Here is a 17260-nt window from a genome sequence, read left to right as displayed (position 1 = left end):
TTTTAGAACGATCAGAAAAAATTTAATTTGTTTTCTTTTGATCCGCTTGCTTCCAAATCTACATTACACAATATTCTATATATCCTGATTGAATCCACATTATAACGCCTGAGCAGGAAGTGTCATTTTTTTCACCGCTCCTGGAATCAGTGGCGTATTCAATTGGCTGATCCAGATACCCCAGTCTTAGGTGAGGCCCAGCTCAAGAGGGCACAATTCCAAACCAAGATGATTCGCCCTATTAAAAATCTGAATCGAAGTAGCCCCTTCTGGCAAGCCTAGGTCACGTACAGATAGATCAACGGTCTTCAAAGTAAACGGCATATTTATTGCACTATGTAGGTTTTCCCGTTAGCAGATTTATTTTGATTTATATGAAATAGAACATGTTTATTTAAAGGACTGTCTTTCTTAACTTTCGGGTGATTGAATGTTTTAATAAAATTCATTCCGATTTTTATCATTACGTTTTTCGAAGGCTTATTAACATCGGCAGTAAAACTAAAAACATCTCTAAAACCCAATTCGTTAAATCCATATTGTAAACAGGCTGACGCTCCCTCAGATGCGTATCCTTTTCCCCAAGCCTCTTTTTTCAGTCGCCAGCCAATTTCTATACACGGTGTAAAATCAGCTTTAAATGTTGCTCTATGAAATCCTATAAATCCTATAAACTCTTTATTTTCCTTTACTTCCACGGCATATAATCCAAATCCGCATTCTTTAAATTCAGATACAATTGATTTATAGAACACATTTGTTTCTTCGGCTGATAAGGTTTTAGGAAAATACTTCATAACCTTTTCATCTGCATTTAGTCGACTAAATGGCTCTATGTCTTCTTCCTCCCAGTCGCGTAATTGCAATCTCCATGTTTCTAAATATATCATTATACACCTCCCGAAAGTTTAATTGGTTTAGTTTATTAAATTAGTTGAACTATGCATTAAGAAACTTTTGTTCCAGTTCACACTTCTGACGCAAGTGATGGCGAAAATGCATTCCTACAAGATCGAACCACTCTCTCGCGTTCAGCCAGCCAAAACCTTCATGTTTAATTTTATAATTGAGATTTATAGTATCTACTTTAGATTCCCATTGTCTCAGCCTCTGCATTATCAGATCTAGCCTATTCGTAAGGTCTTCTTTACTATCTGAATTGCTTGGCGGGGTATTTAGTTCGTCCGGTAATTTGATTTTAATTGGCGGGAAATCTCCAATTTTATATAAATGCTCACCAAACTCCGTTTTCCCGAGCTTTTGCTCTTCCTTTGATGCCGCACATGTTTCCACATTGTCAAGATACTCCATAGCAACAAGAATCACATGGTCGTACATTTGACCAATGGACCAAACCCCTTCAGCTGTTATATATCTTAGTTGATCAAGTGAATAGTTTTGCAAATCGTGTTTGTATGTTTCAATTAGTTTTAAATTACTCATTTAATCACTCCTTTACCGCTGTGCTGCCATTAATGTTTTGAAAAAAAGCTTCATAAGCTTTTCGGGGATTCGCAAACCATTCTGCAACTTCATCTGCAATCTTTTGATTTTCTGCGCCCGCTAACAGGATTTGAACAACATGCTGAGGCAATGCCTGAGTCATGGCATTTGTCCATTCTGTTACTTCTTTTACAACTGTTTTTGTTCGATCCCAATATGTCTCGCCAATTCGGATGTCCCAGATTGAATTTTTATATTGAATCAACGTTTCGTACAACTGTTCAGCACAAAAAGAAGAAAGATTACATCCCTGACCAGTAATTGGGTCATTAAGAAAAACACTATCTCCACAACCAATTACTATTTTATTTTTAAAGATTACGTATGGTTTTCTAATTACAGGTTTAATGGCAACATTTAGGAAGGCTTTATCATCGGAAAGAGCAAAGATATCTTGCTGGATACGTTCGTGGATGTCTTGGAAATATTTTTGTGTAATATTTTTCATTTGATTTGTAAATTCTTTTACGTCCTTTATTTCTTTAAATACATCTAACTCTCCGCCTGGAACTGCCATAATGAACAATATGGTAACTGGCCCTTGTTCTGTCATTGCAGGAATCTCAAACATTTCACCTGTCTCAGGCAGAACGGTTACGCTTATACCTGGAGGATCATTTGGCTTTATCCCCAAAAAATAACCAACGATACATTTTCGTTGAGGCACTTGGATAGGAGAAAGCTGCTTTTCAATAGGAAATGGAAAGAGAGGGCCCGATTTTCCAGAACAATCAATCGTTAAATCAAACTCATCTGCCAAACTTTCTATCTGATCTTTATTTACTCTTAAAAGTCGAAAAGAGACACCCTGGTTTTCAAGATCCTTCAAACAGTGTGAAAAGCAGAAACGCTGGTCAACGGATAATGCTGGTTCTTTCAGCTTGCCAACAAATAGTTTTTGATTACCGATCGTCATGTGAATACTTTTAAGAAGAGTTTTATCCTCCCATTTTGGCATTTTAAAGCGATTTTCTCGGGTTCTCGTTGAACCAAAATGTACTTGGGTAGACATAATTCGTCCATTTCGGATCTTTTCCGAAGAATTTGAGTGAATAACAGTCACATCAAATTCTTCTTTCAGAGAATAAGCCAGCTGTAAACCTGCTGTGCCGCTGCCTATAATACAAATTTTCTTCCTCAAGGTTCTCTCCCCTTTGTTATCTGGTAGCCGCGAAGATATTATAATAACATTGGTAATTTTCCGCCTTTTCAGTCTAAAGAATACACATGGTGATGTAAATACGACGATTTATTTATTTTCCATATTATTGATGTCTAAGCAAGTCAAACGATCCCTTTTCCATAATCAGGTCATATTCACAAGGAAAGAGCATATTTCTTGCTCCTGATTGGCCCCAGATTATGGAATAACTCATTACAATAATGCTGATCTAAAAATTAAAAAAGAGCACTTCCTGTTCAAGGTAAGTGCCTGTTTCTTTCATATCTATAATTGAGAATTCTGCACATGATTCTGGTTGAACAAAGCCATTTATTCCCACATATATCCATCTGGGTCTTTTACAAAAACCTGAATACCGTGATCACCGTTTCACTTTGTAAAACTGATGATGAAGCTGGCGAACTTGTTCCGCGAGCTCAGGAACAGGACCGTCAATTGTAGTATCACGAATGACTTCGTGGATCCGAAGGCTGCGAACGCGCGATGCAGCAACCCCCATCTCTTCCAGCCATTGACCTAGCTGTACAGAGGAACTTGCAAAAACGATCCGACCTAATCCAACCCATCCATGGGCCGCAGCACACATAGGGCAATGTTCGCCTGAGGTATATACTGTCGCCTTGCTTTTTTCTTCAGCTGACATGTTCTCGGCTGCCCAACGCGCCAGCGCAAATTCCGGATGTTGGGTATGGTCACCATTTGCAACATGGTTGTGGTCTTCTGCAAGAACCTCACCGCTGGCTGAGACAAGGACGGAGCCAAATGGCTCGTCGCCCTTTTCCAGAGCAATCCTTGCAAGTTCAATACAGCGTCGTAAATGCTTCAAGTCTGTTTCATTTAACATGATTGAATCCTCCTTGTATGCAGCGCAACTCTCCAGTTTTTTAATGTGAATATATGCTCCTGAATGGAAAAGAAGAGCACCCGTCATATTTGTGAGGGGGGCATTAGTCCTTATTCCATTTAAAAGTACACGACACTAATCCATTTCATAATAGCTCATCTCAGCAAGCATTTTCTTTTTAGCGAGAGCCCATGCCTTTTCGTTTTGCTCTGATTTGATATAATACCGAAAAAGCTTAACTTCAAAGTGCTGGATTAGATCCTCGTTTCCGGACTGAATGAAATATGGAAGCACCTTATTTTCAACATAGCCATAATAGGAATCTTCCTCCCCGTTCAGTAATAAAACATGCAGATGAAAAAATAAATAACTTTGGTCGTTTCGTTTTTGGGCGAGGTGCAAACCTTTTTTTGCATCGGATAATAGGTCTTCTTTCGATTTTAAGTTTCCCTTATAACAAATGTCTATGTATAAATCTAACATGGTTAGATATAAGAAATCTTCTTCTTTCAGTAAGGTCAACCCTTTATCAAAATACTCTTTTGCCTCTCGGAAATGTTTTCTTCTAAACAGCTCTTGTCCAAGATTAAAATAGAGTTTAGTTAACCTATCTGCAGATTGAATCTTTTTTGCAGATTGGATTAATTTATCATAATAGCTGCGGGTCTCTTTTAGGCTAAATTGCGATTTGGCGTTTAATTGAAGGATAATAAGCGACTCTGTATCGAGTATGCGTGTGAAATTTAATGTTTCTTGAAAATAGCGCAAAGCTTTTTGAGCATAATAGTAAGCTAAAGTGTTGTCATGAACTGCATGATAGGAAATAGCCAGGTGGTAGTAATATTCTTCGCTCGAATAACTGGAATCAATTTTCTTTAGGACTTCAATTGAATCCTTGTAGTTTCCGATACTAAAATAACAGATTCCCTGGACATGTTTATATAGATTGCTCTCATAAGGTGAAAGGCTGATGTCCAGTTTCTTGATCTTTTGCATCACTTTATGACATTTTTCATTTTCATAAAGAATGAGATAATGACGGGCTAAAAGCAGTGAGTAGTGTACTTGAAAGTCGGGAAAATCCTTTAATAGATTAGCGTCAAGTTCTGCTTTTTTTACTTTCATGTTTTCGGTATCTAACATAACAATAGCATTTTTCCATTCTTCTAATGTTTCTTTAAACCTATTGAAATCCCTTACTTCGTCTTGAAAATTTTTGTTTAATTTTTTAGAAAGAAGTGTAATAATTTCCCCAGAATATTCTGTTATGCCTCGCTCAATTTTACTTAAATGAGTGACAGAACAAACCCCTCTTGAAAGCTGTTCCTGTGTGTATCCTTGTTTTTCTCTGTAGTATTTTAGAAATTTCCCTTCGATCATTTTTTCTCCCCCCTACTGATAGTATAAATAACGAACATAAAGGATGGAATAGTTTATAAGAGGATGAAGAAAGATGGTTATTAAGATCCTTATAATTCTTATAAAAAAAGTAGAGAGACTGAAAAATCAATCAAGTATTCGTCTCGATTTGCTTTCTCAATATTGCACCTAACAAAACAATAGTTTATTGTTGTATTCAGCAATATGGTTTATCAACTTAAACCATTAAACCGATTAATGGAGGTATTTTACTCTAATGAATAAACAGGACCAGCTAAATATGATCAAAGAGGATTTTATTAACTGTCAAAAGGTACTAATGGCAATTGGTGATGAAACACGTCAATCGATCTTGTTAGTTCTAATGGGGACGGATTGTCAAACAGGATTACGTGTGGGTGAAATAACAGAACAAACACATCTTTCTCGACCAGCTGTGTCCCATCATCTTAAGGTTTTACGAGACGCAGGTGTTATTTTAATGCGTAAGGAAGGGACAAAAAACTTTTATTATATTAATGTACGTACAGAATTAGGTTTGTTAAGAACGCTTGTGTTGGATATTGATAAGTTCATGAAGAACTTTTATTGAATTGATGGAATTTATTTGGAGGTATAGGCTATGAGAGCAATGGTCATTGACACGTATGGGAAGGCTCCAATGCGTTTGGCAGAAATACCCGCACCTGAAATTGGTGAATATGAGGTACTCGCAGAAATTCATGCAGCAAGCATCAATCCTGTTGATTTTAAGATACGCGATGGGAAAGTGAAAATGTTAATAAAATATAAAATGCCACTTATCTTAGGGAATGACTTTTCTGGTGTCATTGCAAAGGTTGGCGCAAAAGTGACTCGTTTTAAAGCTGGTGACGAAATTTATGCACGACCACGTAAGAGTAAAATCGGTACTTTTGCTGAATATATCGCTATTCATGAAGATGACATCGCCTTAAAGCCAAAAAATTTAAGCTTTGAAGAAGCAGCATCGATCCCGCTGGTTGGGTTAACCTCCTATCAGGCACTGACAGACATTTTGCAATTACAAAGGGGACAAAAGATTTTAATTCAAGCTGGCGCTGGTGGTGTAGGTACATTTGCTATTCAACTGGCCAAATTAATGGGCGCCACTGTTGCAACGACTGCAAGTGCTGCTGGTGCAGATTTAGTGAAATCTCTTGGTGCAGATGAAATAATAAATTACAAGACAGAAAAGTTTGAAAAGATATTGAAAAACTATGATGCCGTCTTTGATACACTTGGGGGCGAGATACTCGAAAAATCATTCGAAGTGATAAAGAGCGGAGGAAAAATTGTTTCCGTTTCAGGATTACCGAATGCCCGTTTTGGTAAAGAATATGGTTCCGGTTTTTTTAAAACGCTGTTGTTTTCAGCAGCAAGTCATAAACTTACTGCGCTTGAAAAAAAACATAATGTTGAATATACGTTTTTGTTTATGAAGCCAAGTGGAGAGCAATTACGTAAAATCGCAAACCATATCGAGAATGGTAAAATTAAACCTATAATTGATAGAGTCTTTCCTTTTGAAGATGCTCAAAAAGCGATGGAATATGCGGAGTCAGGAAGGGCGAAAGGAAAAATAATAGTAAAAATCAGATAGTTGGCAAACGAAGCCAAAAATATATCCTAACTTTTCCTTTTTTCTTTATAATGATAGTGTAAAAGCTTATTGGCACAGGCTATTATTGCTTGTGTAAATAAGCTCTTACACTGGATATTTTCACTTTAAAAAAACAAAACGACTTTCCAGGATCTAGCTTAAAAGTTGTTATTGAAATAGATTGATAAACTATTTGCTGGTAATTCCAAGAAAAAAAGAGCTGCCAATAATACACTAAAAAAGCTAATCGATTAACGCGGATTAGCTTTTTTTACTGATTGGCATTTCCCTTTTTGAAATATTTTCAGCCTTTTATACAGGGACCTCTAAAGCAGGTAAGGCCTCTTCCAATTCCTCCCTCTTCGATTCCAGCCAGGAAGGCAGCATAAGCCTGCTGCCGAGCTCCTTTAGTGGTTCGTCAACCGTAAATCCTGGAGGGTCTGTCGCGATCTCGAACAAAATGCCGCCTTCTTCATGAAAGTAAAGTGCTTTGAAGTAATTGCGGTCGAGAATTTCAGTTGGATAATAGCCCTTCTCCTGAAGAAGGTTTCTCCACCTCATATGATCCTTTTCATCTTTCGCTCTCCAGGCAATATGATGAACTGTACCTGCACCCATCAGCCCGCGAACAGAAGGGGTAAGTTTTATATCGATCGTATTTCCAAGTTCGGCTTCTGATTTAAATCTTAAGAACCCTTCTTCTTGGCCGATGCCTTCAAGCCCTAATACATTCTCAAGTACTTCAGCCGTTTTATTTGGCTTTGCAGAAATCAGGGTTGCTCCTCCAAATCCTTTAATGGCAGCCTCTGGATGAACGTCTTTCAAAGCCCATGTGTTCAAAGGTCCCTCAGACCGCTCTACCAATTCGATTTCAAGGCCGTCCGGATCCTGGAATTGCAGGTAGGTTTCACCGTAGCGAACCGTTTGTATAAACTTAACGCCAAATTTACTCAGCCGTTTTTTCCAAAATTCAACTGAATGTTCAGGGATCACATAACTGGTCACCCCGACCTGGCCCGTTCCAATCCGTCCTTTTAGCTGCTTCTCCCACGGGAAGAAGGTCATAACCGTCCCAGGATCACCATTTTCATTTCCGAAATACAGATGATAGACTTCCGGCCGGTCAAAATTAATCGTTTTCTTTACCAGCCTAAGTCCCAGTACCCCTGCATAAAAGTCGATATTTCGCTGGGCATCGTTAACCATTGCCGTAATATGATGGATACCTGAAGTGATTTGCAAAATCATTCCCTCCACTTCTTTAAGAGTGACTTAATTCTACTTTGGTCTCTCGATGGAAAACATCTCGCCAACCTTTGCATAATTAATGCCCGCCAAACGGCTCACTGCAGCGAGTCCTCTTGGATCAGGAGGAAGAGCTGCTGCTGTCTTATTTATTGTTTCTACATTCTCCTCATCGACAATATGAACAACAAATTCCTTTGTGCTGATAATATTTCTGGCCGTATCCTTCTGTGTTCCTGCATTTCTTTGAATCGCCAAGGAAATCATTGGGGGATTTGATGTTACGATATTGAAATAACTGAATGGCGCCCCATTCAACACGCCTTCATTTGATATAGTGGTTACAAAAGCAATAGGCCTTGGTATGATGCTTCCTATTAAAAATTTATAATTTTCTCTTTCTCTATTGTCCGCTGGGTCAATTGAAAGCATAGCGGGTCATCACCTCTTTTAAATTTAATCCAATTCCCTGACTGTAAACGGAAGCAGAACACTTTCTATCTTATCCCGTTGCGGCTCATATTGTTCAGGCAGCATTAATTTCCCGCCCATTGTCTCCTGGGATTCATCACGGGCAAACCCCGGAGGATCAGTAGCAATCTCAAATAATATTTCCCCATGCTCCCTAAAATAGATCGCATTAAAGTAGTTTCGATCCCGAACTGGTGTAACCCCATATCCATTATCGGCAACATATTTTTGCCAATCTAATTGGTCCTGATCGTCAATAGCCCTCCAGGCAATATGATGGACGGTTCCCACACCCATTCGCCCCCGTCCAATTGGAGTTAATTTAAGATCGATGATGTTTCCAATATCAGCAGAAGAACGATATCGGATAAAATCTCCTTCCTGACCTAAAACTTCAAGTCCCATAATGTTTTCCAGCAGCTCAGCCGTCTTCTCTGGCTGAGCTGATAAGAGAGTTGCTCCACCGAAGCCTTTTATAGCTGCTTCAGGGGTAACCTCCCCGTAAGTCCAGGAATTTAGTTCCCCTTCTTCTCTTTCAACAATCTCCAAATGAAGTCCATGAGGATCATCAAATTCCAAATATCGCTCTCCGAACCGTTCCATTTTAGTAAAAGGCACCTTGAATTTTTCAAGCCTTTCTTCCCAAAACTTCATGGCACCTGCCGGAACGACATACGAAGTGACTCCAACCTGGCCATCGCCAATTACCCCTTGACGGGCACCTGCCCAAGGAAAGAAAGTAATGATTGTTCCTGGCTTGCCTCCCTCATTTCCAAAGTAAAGGTGATAGGTGCCTGGATCATCAAAATTGACCGTTTGCTTGACTAAACGCAATCCTAACACTCCAGCATAAAAATCTACATTCTCCTGAGGATGGCCAACAATTGCAGTTATATGATGAATCCCCATTGTTTTTTTACCCATATCTTCCACACTCCTTTTAAACTTGGATTTTAATTATATTCTGTAATTAGGACATGCCCTGCTATCAATTCAGTTAATCAATTTATATACAAGCTGGAAAGGAACAAAAATTTTCGAAAGCTTTATTTGAGGTATTTCTAATTCGGGATAGTTTAGAATAAAAAGAAATCCAATGCATATCGGCCAGGGCCAATTAATGCGAGGCCAATGGCAACAGAGAGTAACGTTAAGTTATATTCATATCCATTAGATGTTGCCCATAAACCATTTGGACCATGCACCTTAACGATAGCCATGATCATAGTTCCTGCAATCATTAGTGCTGCAAGAGGAGTTAAAAATCCTAATGCAAACAAGATTCCCCCTATAAGTTCTGCTAATCCTGCAAAAAGAGCCATCATTACTCCCGGCTTCATCCCAATGGATTCAAACCAGCCTCCGGTTCCCTTTAATCCATGACCCCCAAACCATCCAAACAATTTTTGAGCTCCGTGACCAATGAATAATACGCCAATTACAAGCCTAATAATTAATAAACCTAAGTCCATCATTTTTATTTCCTCCTAATTTTTATTATCTCGAATTCGAGATAATATTTTAAAATTTTTTTGCTTTTTCTTATCTTATCGAGAAATTGAACTAATGCCTCAGTTTCTCTGCATTTTATAATCTTACCTTAAATTAATGTTTTTTGTGGTTCCCTTAGTAACTGCTGCGCGCTTTCTGGATAATATATGATTTACCATATGGGCTTTACTTTATGTCTTGCCTGGGCTCTCTTTAATTTTTCTGGAGTTACATCATCTCCTATTGGATCAACGATGGTTGTGTTTAATAGCAGCTCGTCCATTGATCCGCGAAATTCTTGAATATATTGACTGCGCAAATTGATTATTTCTGCATTTTCAATTTGTGTTAAGCCTTCCTTCTTTCTTTTTGCTGCGAGTTCATTTATTCTTTTTAGAATCTCATGCATAAGACTTACTCCTTTCAAGTAATAATCGGAATATATCTCTAAATCAAATATCTTGAATTAAAGATAATATATTTTATTAAATATGTCAACACTCTTCTCTTGATTATTCAGATGGAAATTTATCATCTTTGCGATATTTTGCGTGTTTTTTAATTTAATCTAACGCACTCTTCAATGAGTGCTGGTTTTTATCCCTCCTCTTTTAATGCACATTTTAGGCGAACACTATGAACTTCCATGGTTCCCCGCCTTCCTGATTTGCGCACAATTCCTTCTGCATTAAATTCATTTAAAAGTGCTGTCACTGTTTCACGGATACTGCCCATCATCGATGCTAATTCTTGATGAGTTATGTAAATATTAAGTGCAACCCATTCTTCCGCACTGCCGCTTGACAATCTATCCCCAAACTTCTCTGTAAGTTTATTTAGCAGGAATAAAAGCCGTTTTCTTGTACTGCTATATGCCATATACTCCAGTAACTCTTCGACTTCCTTTAGACGGCTGGAGATTATTTCAAGAAGCTTTAAAGAAATACTTGGATTTTCACGTATTATTTTTTCAAACTGAACTCTATCTATTCTGCAAATAACAGAATCCTCCCATGCCTCAGCATATAAATTTTCAGAACCGGTTGTAAAAGTACCAATCTCTCCAAACACATGCCCCGTTTCTAAAACATCAACTGTAAGCTCTTTGCCGCTTTCAGTTAATCTATACAAACGAACTTGACCCGATTTGATTAAATACAATAACTTTTGATCCATATGAGGAGAACAAAAAACGGTACCTTTCTCCACAACTTTCATAGGTGTGGCCGGTTCATATTTCTTTAATTCCTCCAAGTCCAAATCCTCAAAAATCTGTATTCTCGATAAATACTTAATTTTATCCATATGGCCCTCCCCAAATTCTGCCGAATGTAGTCCAGACTACATACTCACTAAACTTACAAGCCTAGAATGTATATATAGCAGCTACGTCTATTATACAAAAGGAGGAAACTGTGTGGATGTTGTAACTATGATCATTCAAATTATTTTAATTTTTATTTTCGCCATATCCGTTTCAATGAAAGCAGCACGTACCAAGTCAATGGTTAAGCACTGGGGAGAATATCGCTACCCCCTATGGTTCATGCAATTTATTGCATTCCTGGAAATATTGAGCGCAGGCGGATTGATCATTGGATTTTGGCTTCCTGAATTTATCTTGCTTTCAGGATCCCTCATTACTATGCTTATGCTAGGTGCCCTGCACGCTCACTTCTTTCGAGCCAGACATAGACCCATAATGGCATTAAATGCCTTAACCATGCTCATTTTAGCTATTGTAATTACCTTTTTTCAAATTAATAAGTAGTCAAAAATAACCCAGTTTACATTGTCCGGTATCCAGTTTGAAGACTTGAGAACTTAGCACATACCGTTACCATTCCGGGAAGCCTGCTATCCCAAAAATCCATTCTTATAAAACTCCAAACACCGCTGTCCCCTTCTAATTCTAGACGGGGGTCATAAACCTTTAAAAGGAATTTGTGGGGATAATCCTAATGTTCTTTTATAACCCTATAAGCAGAGGCATAGAAACTCCGCCAAAACTGCTGATCGGTCTTAGGCTACTTTTTAGTAGCGGTTACATTCTTGCGGTTCAACTCAAGCTTTTGCTGCATTTTCGGCACCATGTGTTTATTTCTGCAAAGGTTATCTTCTGTAAATTCACTCCGGAAAGGATTGAGGTAAAGATAAATCACCACTTGTCTATATACAAGTTAGTTCAGTGAGATTATCTTACTAACTAATTAGTAAGTTGAAACTACCCTCAGGAACACAGACAATTTTAATTAAAATTAACTATATGGGAAAACTGTAACCATTATTACATTAGGAGTGATTACTGTGAATGCTTTATTGGCATTGAGTCCGTTTATAGATAAATTTCTATTATGGTTTTTACCGTTACCACTAGTATTGGGAGTCCTTTATGGTATGTTAAAATTAGTCTTTCGGAAGTCACTGTGACCTATCATATAGAAGCCTTATCAAATAGTTATTAATAAGAGCAAATTTCAATATTGCATTCATCCTAGCTCCCTCAATAAAAACCCCCTAGCGCTGTCCAAATATATCCTTTTGAATTAATATTACCACCCTTTAAATTATTTCCCTGCAGGTAAATAACTATGAATTTCTAAGAATACACAAGCAATACGGCGTATTCTCTAATGCAGCCTGTATTGGCAATTTTTTAGAAGGCTCCTCGTTAATAGAATACAAGAATAGTTCGTTGACAATTGGTATTGTTAATCTTATACTTCTATATGACTTGAATAATAAAACCTATTTAGGACGTGGATTTTTCTAGAGTAAGCTCTATTTTCGCCACACAACTGTCATCTGACAATTGTGTGGCTTTTTTATGTGAAGAAAGGGGTAAAATAAATGAAAACTTGGCAATATGCACTAATGATTTTTTTAGGTGGATGCTGCTATGGGGCGTTGTCTACATTTGTTAAGCTTGCTTATGCAGCAGGTTATTCGGTGACAGAGGTAACTGGTGGCCAATATCTATTTGGGGCATTCCTTACCTGGGTGCTGGTTCTGTTTACAAAAAAGGGAAAAACAACTTTAAATCAAATTCTCAAACTACTATTATCCGGAATTCCGTTTGGTTTGACTGGTGTGTTTTATTATCAAGCGCTGCAGACGCTAAACGCTTCACTAGCAATCATTTTTTTATTTCAATTTGTATGGATTGGTACGCTTTTCGAGTGGGTCTTTAATAAGAAAAAACCATCGAAAGGGAAAATTACCTCCATTGGTATTCTGATTATCGGCTCGATCCTAGCTGCCGGCTTAATTACAAAGAGTGAAGCTGCTCTATCTTTTCAAGGGTCTGCCTGGGGACTGCTTTCGGCTTTGACGTTTACTACTTTTATATTTCTCAGCAGTTCTGTCGGAAAAGATACTCCCCCTGTCCTGAAAAGTGCTTTTTTATCTACCGGTGGATTAATTGTCGTACTTTTAGTATATCCGCCAATGTTCCTATTTGATTTGCCTGTCTTAATGGGGGTAGCACCGTATGGCTTATTACTCGGCTTGTTTGGTGTTGCTTTACCGCCACTTTTATTTTCAATTGGAATGCCCCATATCGGACCCGGACTTGGCACGATCTTAACTGCTTCGGAGCTTCCAGTAGCTGTAACATTATCTGCCCTTATCTTAGCTGAATTTGTAAGTTTTTCACAATGGCTGGGAGTTGTCATCATATTAATTGGGATAGCAGCCGGCAATTTAAAACCAAAAGATAAAATAGAATCCCTGTCTATACAAACCAAATCCGCTTCGTGATGGGCAGCACCAGCAAGAAGTCTTGTTGGTACTGCCTTGGTTTTATCTTTAGAAAATCCTAGGCTAGACGACCTAGGGGTCCCCTATTCCTTCAAACCTTTCTTTTTTTTATTGCCTCCATTCATAAATTTTCCAAAAACCGGCGACAATAAGCGTAATGCCGAAGATAAACAAATGTGCACTTTGGGCTTACCTTATTAGCCACTTTAATTGATGAAAATATGATCCAGATGGTATTCTCTCATATCTTCTGGAAGGACGAATTCCAAGAATCGCGGACATTAAACAGCTTGTACCTGCTGTAGATGTGCAGATTTGTGATAACCCTTCATTAATCAAACAAAAAGTTTTAAATGGTTACTTCATGCTGACGATTGAGCCAGAACTTAAGCATCTATATCCACAGATATGAAAGATGTATTTAACAGGCTTCCATTACAAATGCAATCCAAGAGGCCGCTCTTTTTGTAAACTAAAAATCCTATCCCCTTTAGCAAGAAAAAAACACAAGAGACAAAGGAATTGAATAACGCGGGAGCAGGAACCCAGTTTTACAGCAGCCAGTTACTAACCGTGAAACGGAGGTGAATCAGATACAGGAGCAGCCAATACCAGACAGATTGAAGATATCCCCATTTCTAGTTTTTTATTTAATTATGTCCATGCAAATTGGCATTGGGGTTCTTGGCTATCAGAGAGTCATCGCAAAGGATGCAGGCTATGATGCCTGGATTTCCATCCTGCTTGCCGGGGGATGCATACATGTCATCATTTGGATGATTTATAAAATTTCCGAAACGGTTGATGGAGATTTTGTGACAGCCCATAAGTACCTTACAGGCAATTTGATCGGCAAGGCAATCAGCTTCCTTTTCATAGGCTACTTTTTTTTGTACGTCTTAGCTATAGTACGAACATTTATCGAGGTCATTCAAGTCTGGATGTTTCCGGAGCTTAGCACATTCTGGTTCTCCTTTGGATTCATGATTCTTTGTACTTATATCATTTTTGGAGGATTCAGAACGGTAGTCGGTACGGCCTTTTTCGGCCTTGTATTGCCGGCTTATCTCCTTCTGACATTTGGCTGGGCCATTAAGTTCTCAAATTTCTATAATCTCCTCCCTATTTGGGATCATTCAGTTAAGGAACTTCTCATCGGTTCCTACAATATGTCGCTTACCTTCATCGGTTTTGAGATTATTCCGTTCTTTTATCCTTTTATAAAAGAACCAAAGAAATCCAAAAAGTGGGCTCACCTTGCTGTTTTCACCACTACCTTGATATATACGATTTTAGCAGTCATTACGTTTGCCTATTATTCAGAAGATCTGCTTGCTAAACAGGTCTGGCCCACTTTGACCATGTGGAAAATTGTTGAAATGCCTTTTGTGGAACGTTTCGAATATATCGGAATTGCAAACTGGAACTTAATTATGCTTCCGAATGTGTGTATTGCCATTTGGATTTGTTCGAGACTTATCAAAAGAATCTTTAATATTAGACAAAAAATCGGAGTTTTTTTTATAGTGGGTGCTTTATTATTATTGATTAACTTTATTAATACGCGCGAAGAGATTAGTCAGCTTAATGAATATTTTGGGAAAGCAGGGTTTGCCTTTACATTCATTTATATCCCCTTGCTCTTTGCCGCCATCATGATTGCCAAGAGGGTAAAAAAGAAGGTAAAAAAGAAATGAAAAGGCTTATCTTAATATGTATGGTTCTGCTGCTTGCCGGATGTATTTTCTTTTGGCTTTAACCGGCAAGCATAATAAATCGCTGAATATATTTGTATTCGCTTAAGCACCTTACTTTTGCAAATATATTTAGTTATTTCGAAATAACAATAGATATTCTTAACTTTATACTTGTGCGTCAGGAAATTTATCCGAAACAAGATTCAAAATGATGTTATGCTCAAGAAGTGCTTTTAAACCACACAGAACAATCGTAAAGCCGCCAGTTGAATCTATCACTTGATTAATTATTTCATCTGGATTTCCTTTAAAACCTGCGTTAATAATGGTGACAAAAGTTCCTTCCGTCCGGGGTGTAAAAATCCACTCCACCGTAGTATCATCATCAAATTTGATGAGAATTCTATTGTTTTGTTCCAATTCTATTACGTCAAGTTCAGCAGAAACTCCATACATCTCCCAATCCCAGCGGAGTCGTTTTCCCGTTTCTAATCTTCCGCTGCTTTTGGTAAACCAGAATTTAGTAGTAATCGAAGGGTCAATAAAAGCATCGAATACCTCCTTAACAGGTTTTCTGATAAGCATTTCTACTTTTGAAATGGATACTTCTTTTAGGTTCGTCATTATGTATACTCCTTTCCAATTGTTCAAATATAAAAAAGTTTACCCAATCAAATCTCAATTTACAAGAAATCTTAAATAGGGGTAATGTTGATATGTTGACATGAGATAAACGAGTCATAAAAAAACGGCCTTGACATTTTCTCAAAGCCGTTTTTCTCCTATACCGTATGTACTAACCTTGATGTCCTTTAGTATAAATTTGAAAGGTTACATCAAATTTATCTTTAATGACCCCGTAAGCAGGACTAAAACTTGTTTCGGATATCGGCATTAGAACTTGTCCGCCATCCTGTAAGGCTTCAGAAACTTGTCGCGCTTTGTCTGCATGGTCAAACGTAATACAAATGGTCACCAGGTTTCCCTCTTGAGCTGGCTGACCTGGGAATGTATCTGAAAACATAATAGCTGACTCTCCAACCCTTATCGTACCGTGTGCTACAAGGTCCTTTGCATCCTCTGGTAAAGGAAAATTCGGGTCAGCAGGCATTTCACCAAAAGTGATCACTCCTAAATTTTCGGCACCAAATACCTTTTCGTAAAATTCAATCGCTTCTCTTGCATTTCCGTTCAGCTGTAAATAAGGTATAAATTGCATGACTTCAGCTCCTCTAATTTTATTGGATATGCACTCCAAATATTATTATAACCAACAAGCTCGTGAATCACACTAAAATTCTGATAATTATAATTATTTAGCAACGTATATTTACAAAGTTTTGTTTCAAATAAGGCCAATCAAAAACATTTACTAAGCGAAAACTGAATAAATCTACACGTTTTACTTTTCCTAATTCAACCAAAACCTTTATCATTTTTTGTGCTACAATGAAGATAAAAATTTTTTGAACCAAAGAAAGAATTAGACTCTAAGCGTCTTAATCCTTTAATCTCAGACATTTACTGTTTTTGAGGCTCCCATAAAAAGCAGTTTGATGACCATGATAATGATAGTAAGTATAATTGATGATCAGCTTTTTCTTCTAGTGTAATTGAAGGAGCGTGGGCGGAAAACATGTACACTGTTCTTACCTATTTTGTTTCCCTTTTTGTCATTGTAATATCAGTATTTACTACACTTTTTATCAAAAATGAACTAGAGCGAATGTTCCGGGAAAAAAATAAAATGATCCCTTTTCATATATGTAATGTGCTTCTCACCTTAATGGTTTCTTTTGCAGCACATGCTGTATTGACGATTTATATCATTGGAGATAAATTCAATTGGTTACGGCAATTGGTAATTCTCATATTCATTATCTTACCAATTTATATTTTAGGGCACTTGGCATTCGAAAAATATAAATCTGTGTATAAAAAATACATACCCGCTGAAAGCGGGAAGATTTTAGTACTTAATGAAAAGTACTTAAAGAAGAAAAAGTGGCCTTCTAAGTTCAAAAATTATAATGACTTTTCTAAGGAAAAATAAGTTAAGGAATTTA

General features: G+C 37.7%; 19 protein-coding genes. 6 read left to right on the top strand and 13 right to left on the bottom strand.

What is annotated here, in order from left to right:
- Positions 1-326: 326 nt before the first annotated feature.
- From ACEQ1T_RS08180 to ACEQ1T_RS08160, 5 genes are all read right to left on the bottom strand, one after another.
- Positions 327-890, bottom strand: coding sequence for a GNAT family N-acetyltransferase (locus tag ACEQ1T_RS08180; RefSeq protein WP_370222405.1), 564 nt, complete (start codon positions 888-890; stop codon positions 327-329).
- A gap of 49 nt (positions 891-939) precedes the next feature.
- Complete coding sequence (locus ACEQ1T_RS08175) at positions 940-1443, bottom strand: DinB family protein (protein WP_206844293.1); 504 nt, start codon at positions 1441-1443, stop codon at positions 940-942.
- 4 nt (positions 1444-1447) lie between these two features.
- A complete protein-coding gene (locus ACEQ1T_RS08170; RefSeq protein WP_206844291.1) occupies positions 1448-2644 on the bottom strand; it encodes a styrene monooxygenase/indole monooxygenase family protein in 1197 nt (398 codons plus the stop codon).
- Between the two features lie 403 nt (positions 2645-3047).
- Entirely contained in the window at positions 3048-3530 is a 483-nt protein-coding gene (locus ACEQ1T_RS08165) for a nucleoside deaminase (RefSeq protein ID WP_370222403.1), read from the bottom strand.
- Positions 3531-3665: 135 nt separating this feature from the next.
- Positions 3666-4910 (bottom strand): helix-turn-helix domain-containing protein, encoded by a 1245-nt coding sequence (locus ACEQ1T_RS08160; protein ID WP_370222402.1) that lies wholly within the window; start codon positions 4908-4910, stop codon positions 3666-3668.
- A gap of 256 nt (positions 4911-5166) precedes the next feature.
- Here ACEQ1T_RS08160 and ACEQ1T_RS08155 point away from each other — a divergent pair, with 256 nt between their 5' ends.
- Both ACEQ1T_RS08155 and ACEQ1T_RS08150 read left to right on the top strand, forming a co-directional pair.
- Positions 5167-5502, top strand: coding sequence for an ArsR/SmtB family transcription factor (locus ACEQ1T_RS08155; protein ID WP_370222401.1), 336 nt, complete (start codon positions 5167-5169; stop codon positions 5500-5502).
- Positions 5503-5532: 30 nt separating this feature from the next.
- Positions 5533-6531: an NADP-dependent oxidoreductase gene (locus tag ACEQ1T_RS08150; RefSeq protein WP_370222400.1), complete on the top strand. Its 999-nt coding sequence runs from the start codon at positions 5533-5535 to the stop codon at positions 6529-6531.
- A gap of 312 nt (positions 6532-6843) precedes the next feature.
- On the opposite strand, the gene ACEQ1T_RS08145 is transcribed toward ACEQ1T_RS08150, so the two are convergent.
- The 6 genes from ACEQ1T_RS08145 to ACEQ1T_RS08120 form a co-directional block, all read right to left on the bottom strand.
- Positions 6844-7779 carry a ring-cleaving dioxygenase gene (locus tag ACEQ1T_RS08145; protein ID WP_370222398.1) on the bottom strand — a complete coding sequence of 312 codons (936 nt, stop codon included), beginning with the start codon at positions 7777-7779 and terminating at the stop codon, positions 6844-6846.
- A gap of 30 nt (positions 7780-7809) precedes the next feature.
- Positions 7810-8208: a flavin reductase family protein gene (locus ACEQ1T_RS08140; RefSeq protein ID WP_370222397.1), complete on the bottom strand. Its 399-nt coding sequence runs from the start codon at positions 8206-8208 to the stop codon at positions 7810-7812.
- A 24-nt stretch (positions 8209-8232) separates the two neighbouring features.
- Entirely contained in the window at positions 8233-9171 is a 939-nt protein-coding gene (locus tag ACEQ1T_RS08135; protein WP_206844269.1) for a ring-cleaving dioxygenase, read from the bottom strand.
- Positions 9172-9323: 152 nt separating this feature from the next.
- Positions 9324-9722 carry a DoxX family protein gene (locus tag ACEQ1T_RS08130; protein WP_370222396.1) on the bottom strand — a complete coding sequence of 133 codons (399 nt, stop codon included), beginning with the start codon at positions 9720-9722 and terminating at the stop codon, positions 9324-9326.
- A gap of 188 nt (positions 9723-9910) precedes the next feature.
- The gene (locus ACEQ1T_RS08125; RefSeq protein ID WP_370222395.1) at positions 9911-10147 is read right to left on the bottom strand and encodes a DUF896 domain-containing protein; all 237 of its coding nucleotides are present in this window, start codon (positions 10145-10147) and stop codon (positions 9911-9913) included.
- 188 nt (positions 10148-10335) lie between these two features.
- Positions 10336-11043 carry a Crp/Fnr family transcriptional regulator gene (locus tag ACEQ1T_RS08120; RefSeq protein ID WP_370222393.1) on the bottom strand — a complete coding sequence of 236 codons (708 nt, stop codon included), beginning with the start codon at positions 11041-11043 and terminating at the stop codon, positions 10336-10338.
- Positions 11044-11155: 112 nt separating this feature from the next.
- On the opposite strand from ACEQ1T_RS08120, the gene ACEQ1T_RS08115 reads away from it, so the two are divergent.
- From ACEQ1T_RS08115 to ACEQ1T_RS08105, 3 genes are all read left to right on the top strand, one after another.
- Positions 11156-11509: a DoxX family protein gene (locus tag ACEQ1T_RS08115; protein ID WP_370222391.1), complete on the top strand. Its 354-nt coding sequence runs from the start codon at positions 11156-11158 to the stop codon at positions 11507-11509.
- 1079 nt (positions 11510-12588) lie between these two features.
- On the top strand, positions 12589-13497 hold the full coding sequence (locus ACEQ1T_RS08110) for a DMT family transporter (RefSeq protein ID WP_370222389.1): 909 nt from the start codon (positions 12589-12591) through the stop codon (positions 13495-13497).
- A gap of 593 nt (positions 13498-14090) precedes the next feature.
- Entirely contained in the window at positions 14091-15194 is a 1104-nt protein-coding gene (locus ACEQ1T_RS08105) for a GerAB/ArcD/ProY family transporter (RefSeq protein WP_206844558.1), read from the top strand.
- A gap of 165 nt (positions 15195-15359) precedes the next feature.
- On the opposite strand, the gene ACEQ1T_RS08100 is transcribed toward ACEQ1T_RS08105, so the two are convergent.
- On the bottom strand, positions 15360-15818 hold the full coding sequence (locus tag ACEQ1T_RS08100; RefSeq protein ID WP_370222387.1) for an SRPBCC family protein: 459 nt from the start codon (positions 15816-15818) through the stop codon (positions 15360-15362).
- 172 nt (positions 15819-15990) lie between these two features.
- On the bottom strand, positions 15991-16413 hold the full coding sequence (locus tag ACEQ1T_RS08095) for a VOC family protein (protein WP_370222385.1): 423 nt from the start codon (positions 16411-16413) through the stop codon (positions 15991-15993).
- A gap of 417 nt (positions 16414-16830) precedes the next feature.
- On the opposite strand from ACEQ1T_RS08095, the gene ACEQ1T_RS08090 reads away from it, so the two are divergent.
- Positions 16831-17247, top strand: a complete 417-nt coding sequence (locus ACEQ1T_RS08090) for a hypothetical protein (protein ID WP_206844246.1) — start codon at positions 16831-16833, stop codon at positions 17245-17247.
- The last annotated feature ends 13 nt before the right edge of the window (positions 17248-17260 follow it).

It is taken from the genome of Cytobacillus sp. (assembly GCF_964223445.1).
Classification (GTDB): domain Bacteria; phylum Bacillota; class Bacilli; order Bacillales; family Cytobacillaceae; genus Cytobacillus.
Note: the sequence above shows the minus strand (reverse complement) of the source record. Positions and strands in the feature narration are given on the sequence as shown.

Bases quoted from the DNA above. Each gene is read 5' to 3' on its own strand.
- ACEQ1T_RS08180 (WP_370222405.1), bottom strand. From the start codon at position 890: ATGATATATTTAGAAACATGGAGATTGCAATTACGCGACTGGGAGGAA.
- ACEQ1T_RS08175 (WP_206844293.1), bottom strand. From the start codon at position 1,443: ATGAGTAATTTAAAACTAATTGAAACATACAAACACGATTTGCAAAAC.
- ACEQ1T_RS08165 (WP_370222403.1), bottom strand. From the start codon at position 3,530: ATGTTAAATGAAACAGACTTGAAGCATTTACGACGCTGTATTGAACTT.
- ACEQ1T_RS08160 (WP_370222402.1), bottom strand. From the start codon at position 4,910: ATGATCGAAGGGAAATTTCTAAAATACTACAGAGAAAAACAAGGATAC.
- ACEQ1T_RS08155 (WP_370222401.1), top strand. From the start codon at position 5,167: ATGAATAAACAGGACCAGCTAAATATGATCAAAGAGGATTTTATTAAC.
- ACEQ1T_RS08150 (WP_370222400.1), top strand. From the start codon at position 5,533: ATGAGAGCAATGGTCATTGACACGTATGGGAAGGCTCCAATGCGTTTG.
- ACEQ1T_RS08145 (WP_370222398.1), bottom strand. From the start codon at position 7,779: ATGATTTTGCAAATCACTTCAGGTATCCATCATATTACGGCAATGGTT.
- ACEQ1T_RS08140 (WP_370222397.1), bottom strand. From the start codon at position 8,208: ATGCTTTCAATTGACCCAGCGGACAATAGAGAAAGAGAAAATTATAAA.
- ACEQ1T_RS08135 (WP_206844269.1), bottom strand. From the start codon at position 9,171: ATGGGTAAAAAAACAATGGGGATTCATCATATAACTGCAATTGTTGGC.
- ACEQ1T_RS08130 (WP_370222396.1), bottom strand. From the start codon at position 9,722: ATGATGGACTTAGGTTTATTAATTATTAGGCTTGTAATTGGCGTATTA.
- ACEQ1T_RS08125 (WP_370222395.1), bottom strand. From the start codon at position 10,147: ATGCATGAGATTCTAAAAAGAATAAATGAACTCGCAGCAAAAAGAAAG.
- ACEQ1T_RS08120 (WP_370222393.1), bottom strand. From the start codon at position 11,043: ATGGATAAAATTAAGTATTTATCGAGAATACAGATTTTTGAGGATTTG.
- ACEQ1T_RS08110 (WP_370222389.1), top strand. From the start codon at position 12,589: ATGAAAACTTGGCAATATGCACTAATGATTTTTTTAGGTGGATGCTGC.
- ACEQ1T_RS08100 (WP_370222387.1), bottom strand. From the start codon at position 15,818: ATGACGAACCTAAAAGAAGTATCCATTTCAAAAGTAGAAATGCTTATC.
- ACEQ1T_RS08095 (WP_370222385.1), bottom strand. From the start codon at position 16,413: ATGCAATTTATACCTTATTTACAGCTGAACGGAAATGCAAGAGAAGCG.
- ACEQ1T_RS08090 (WP_206844246.1), top strand. From the start codon at position 16,831: ATGTACACTGTTCTTACCTATTTTGTTTCCCTTTTTGTCATTGTAATA.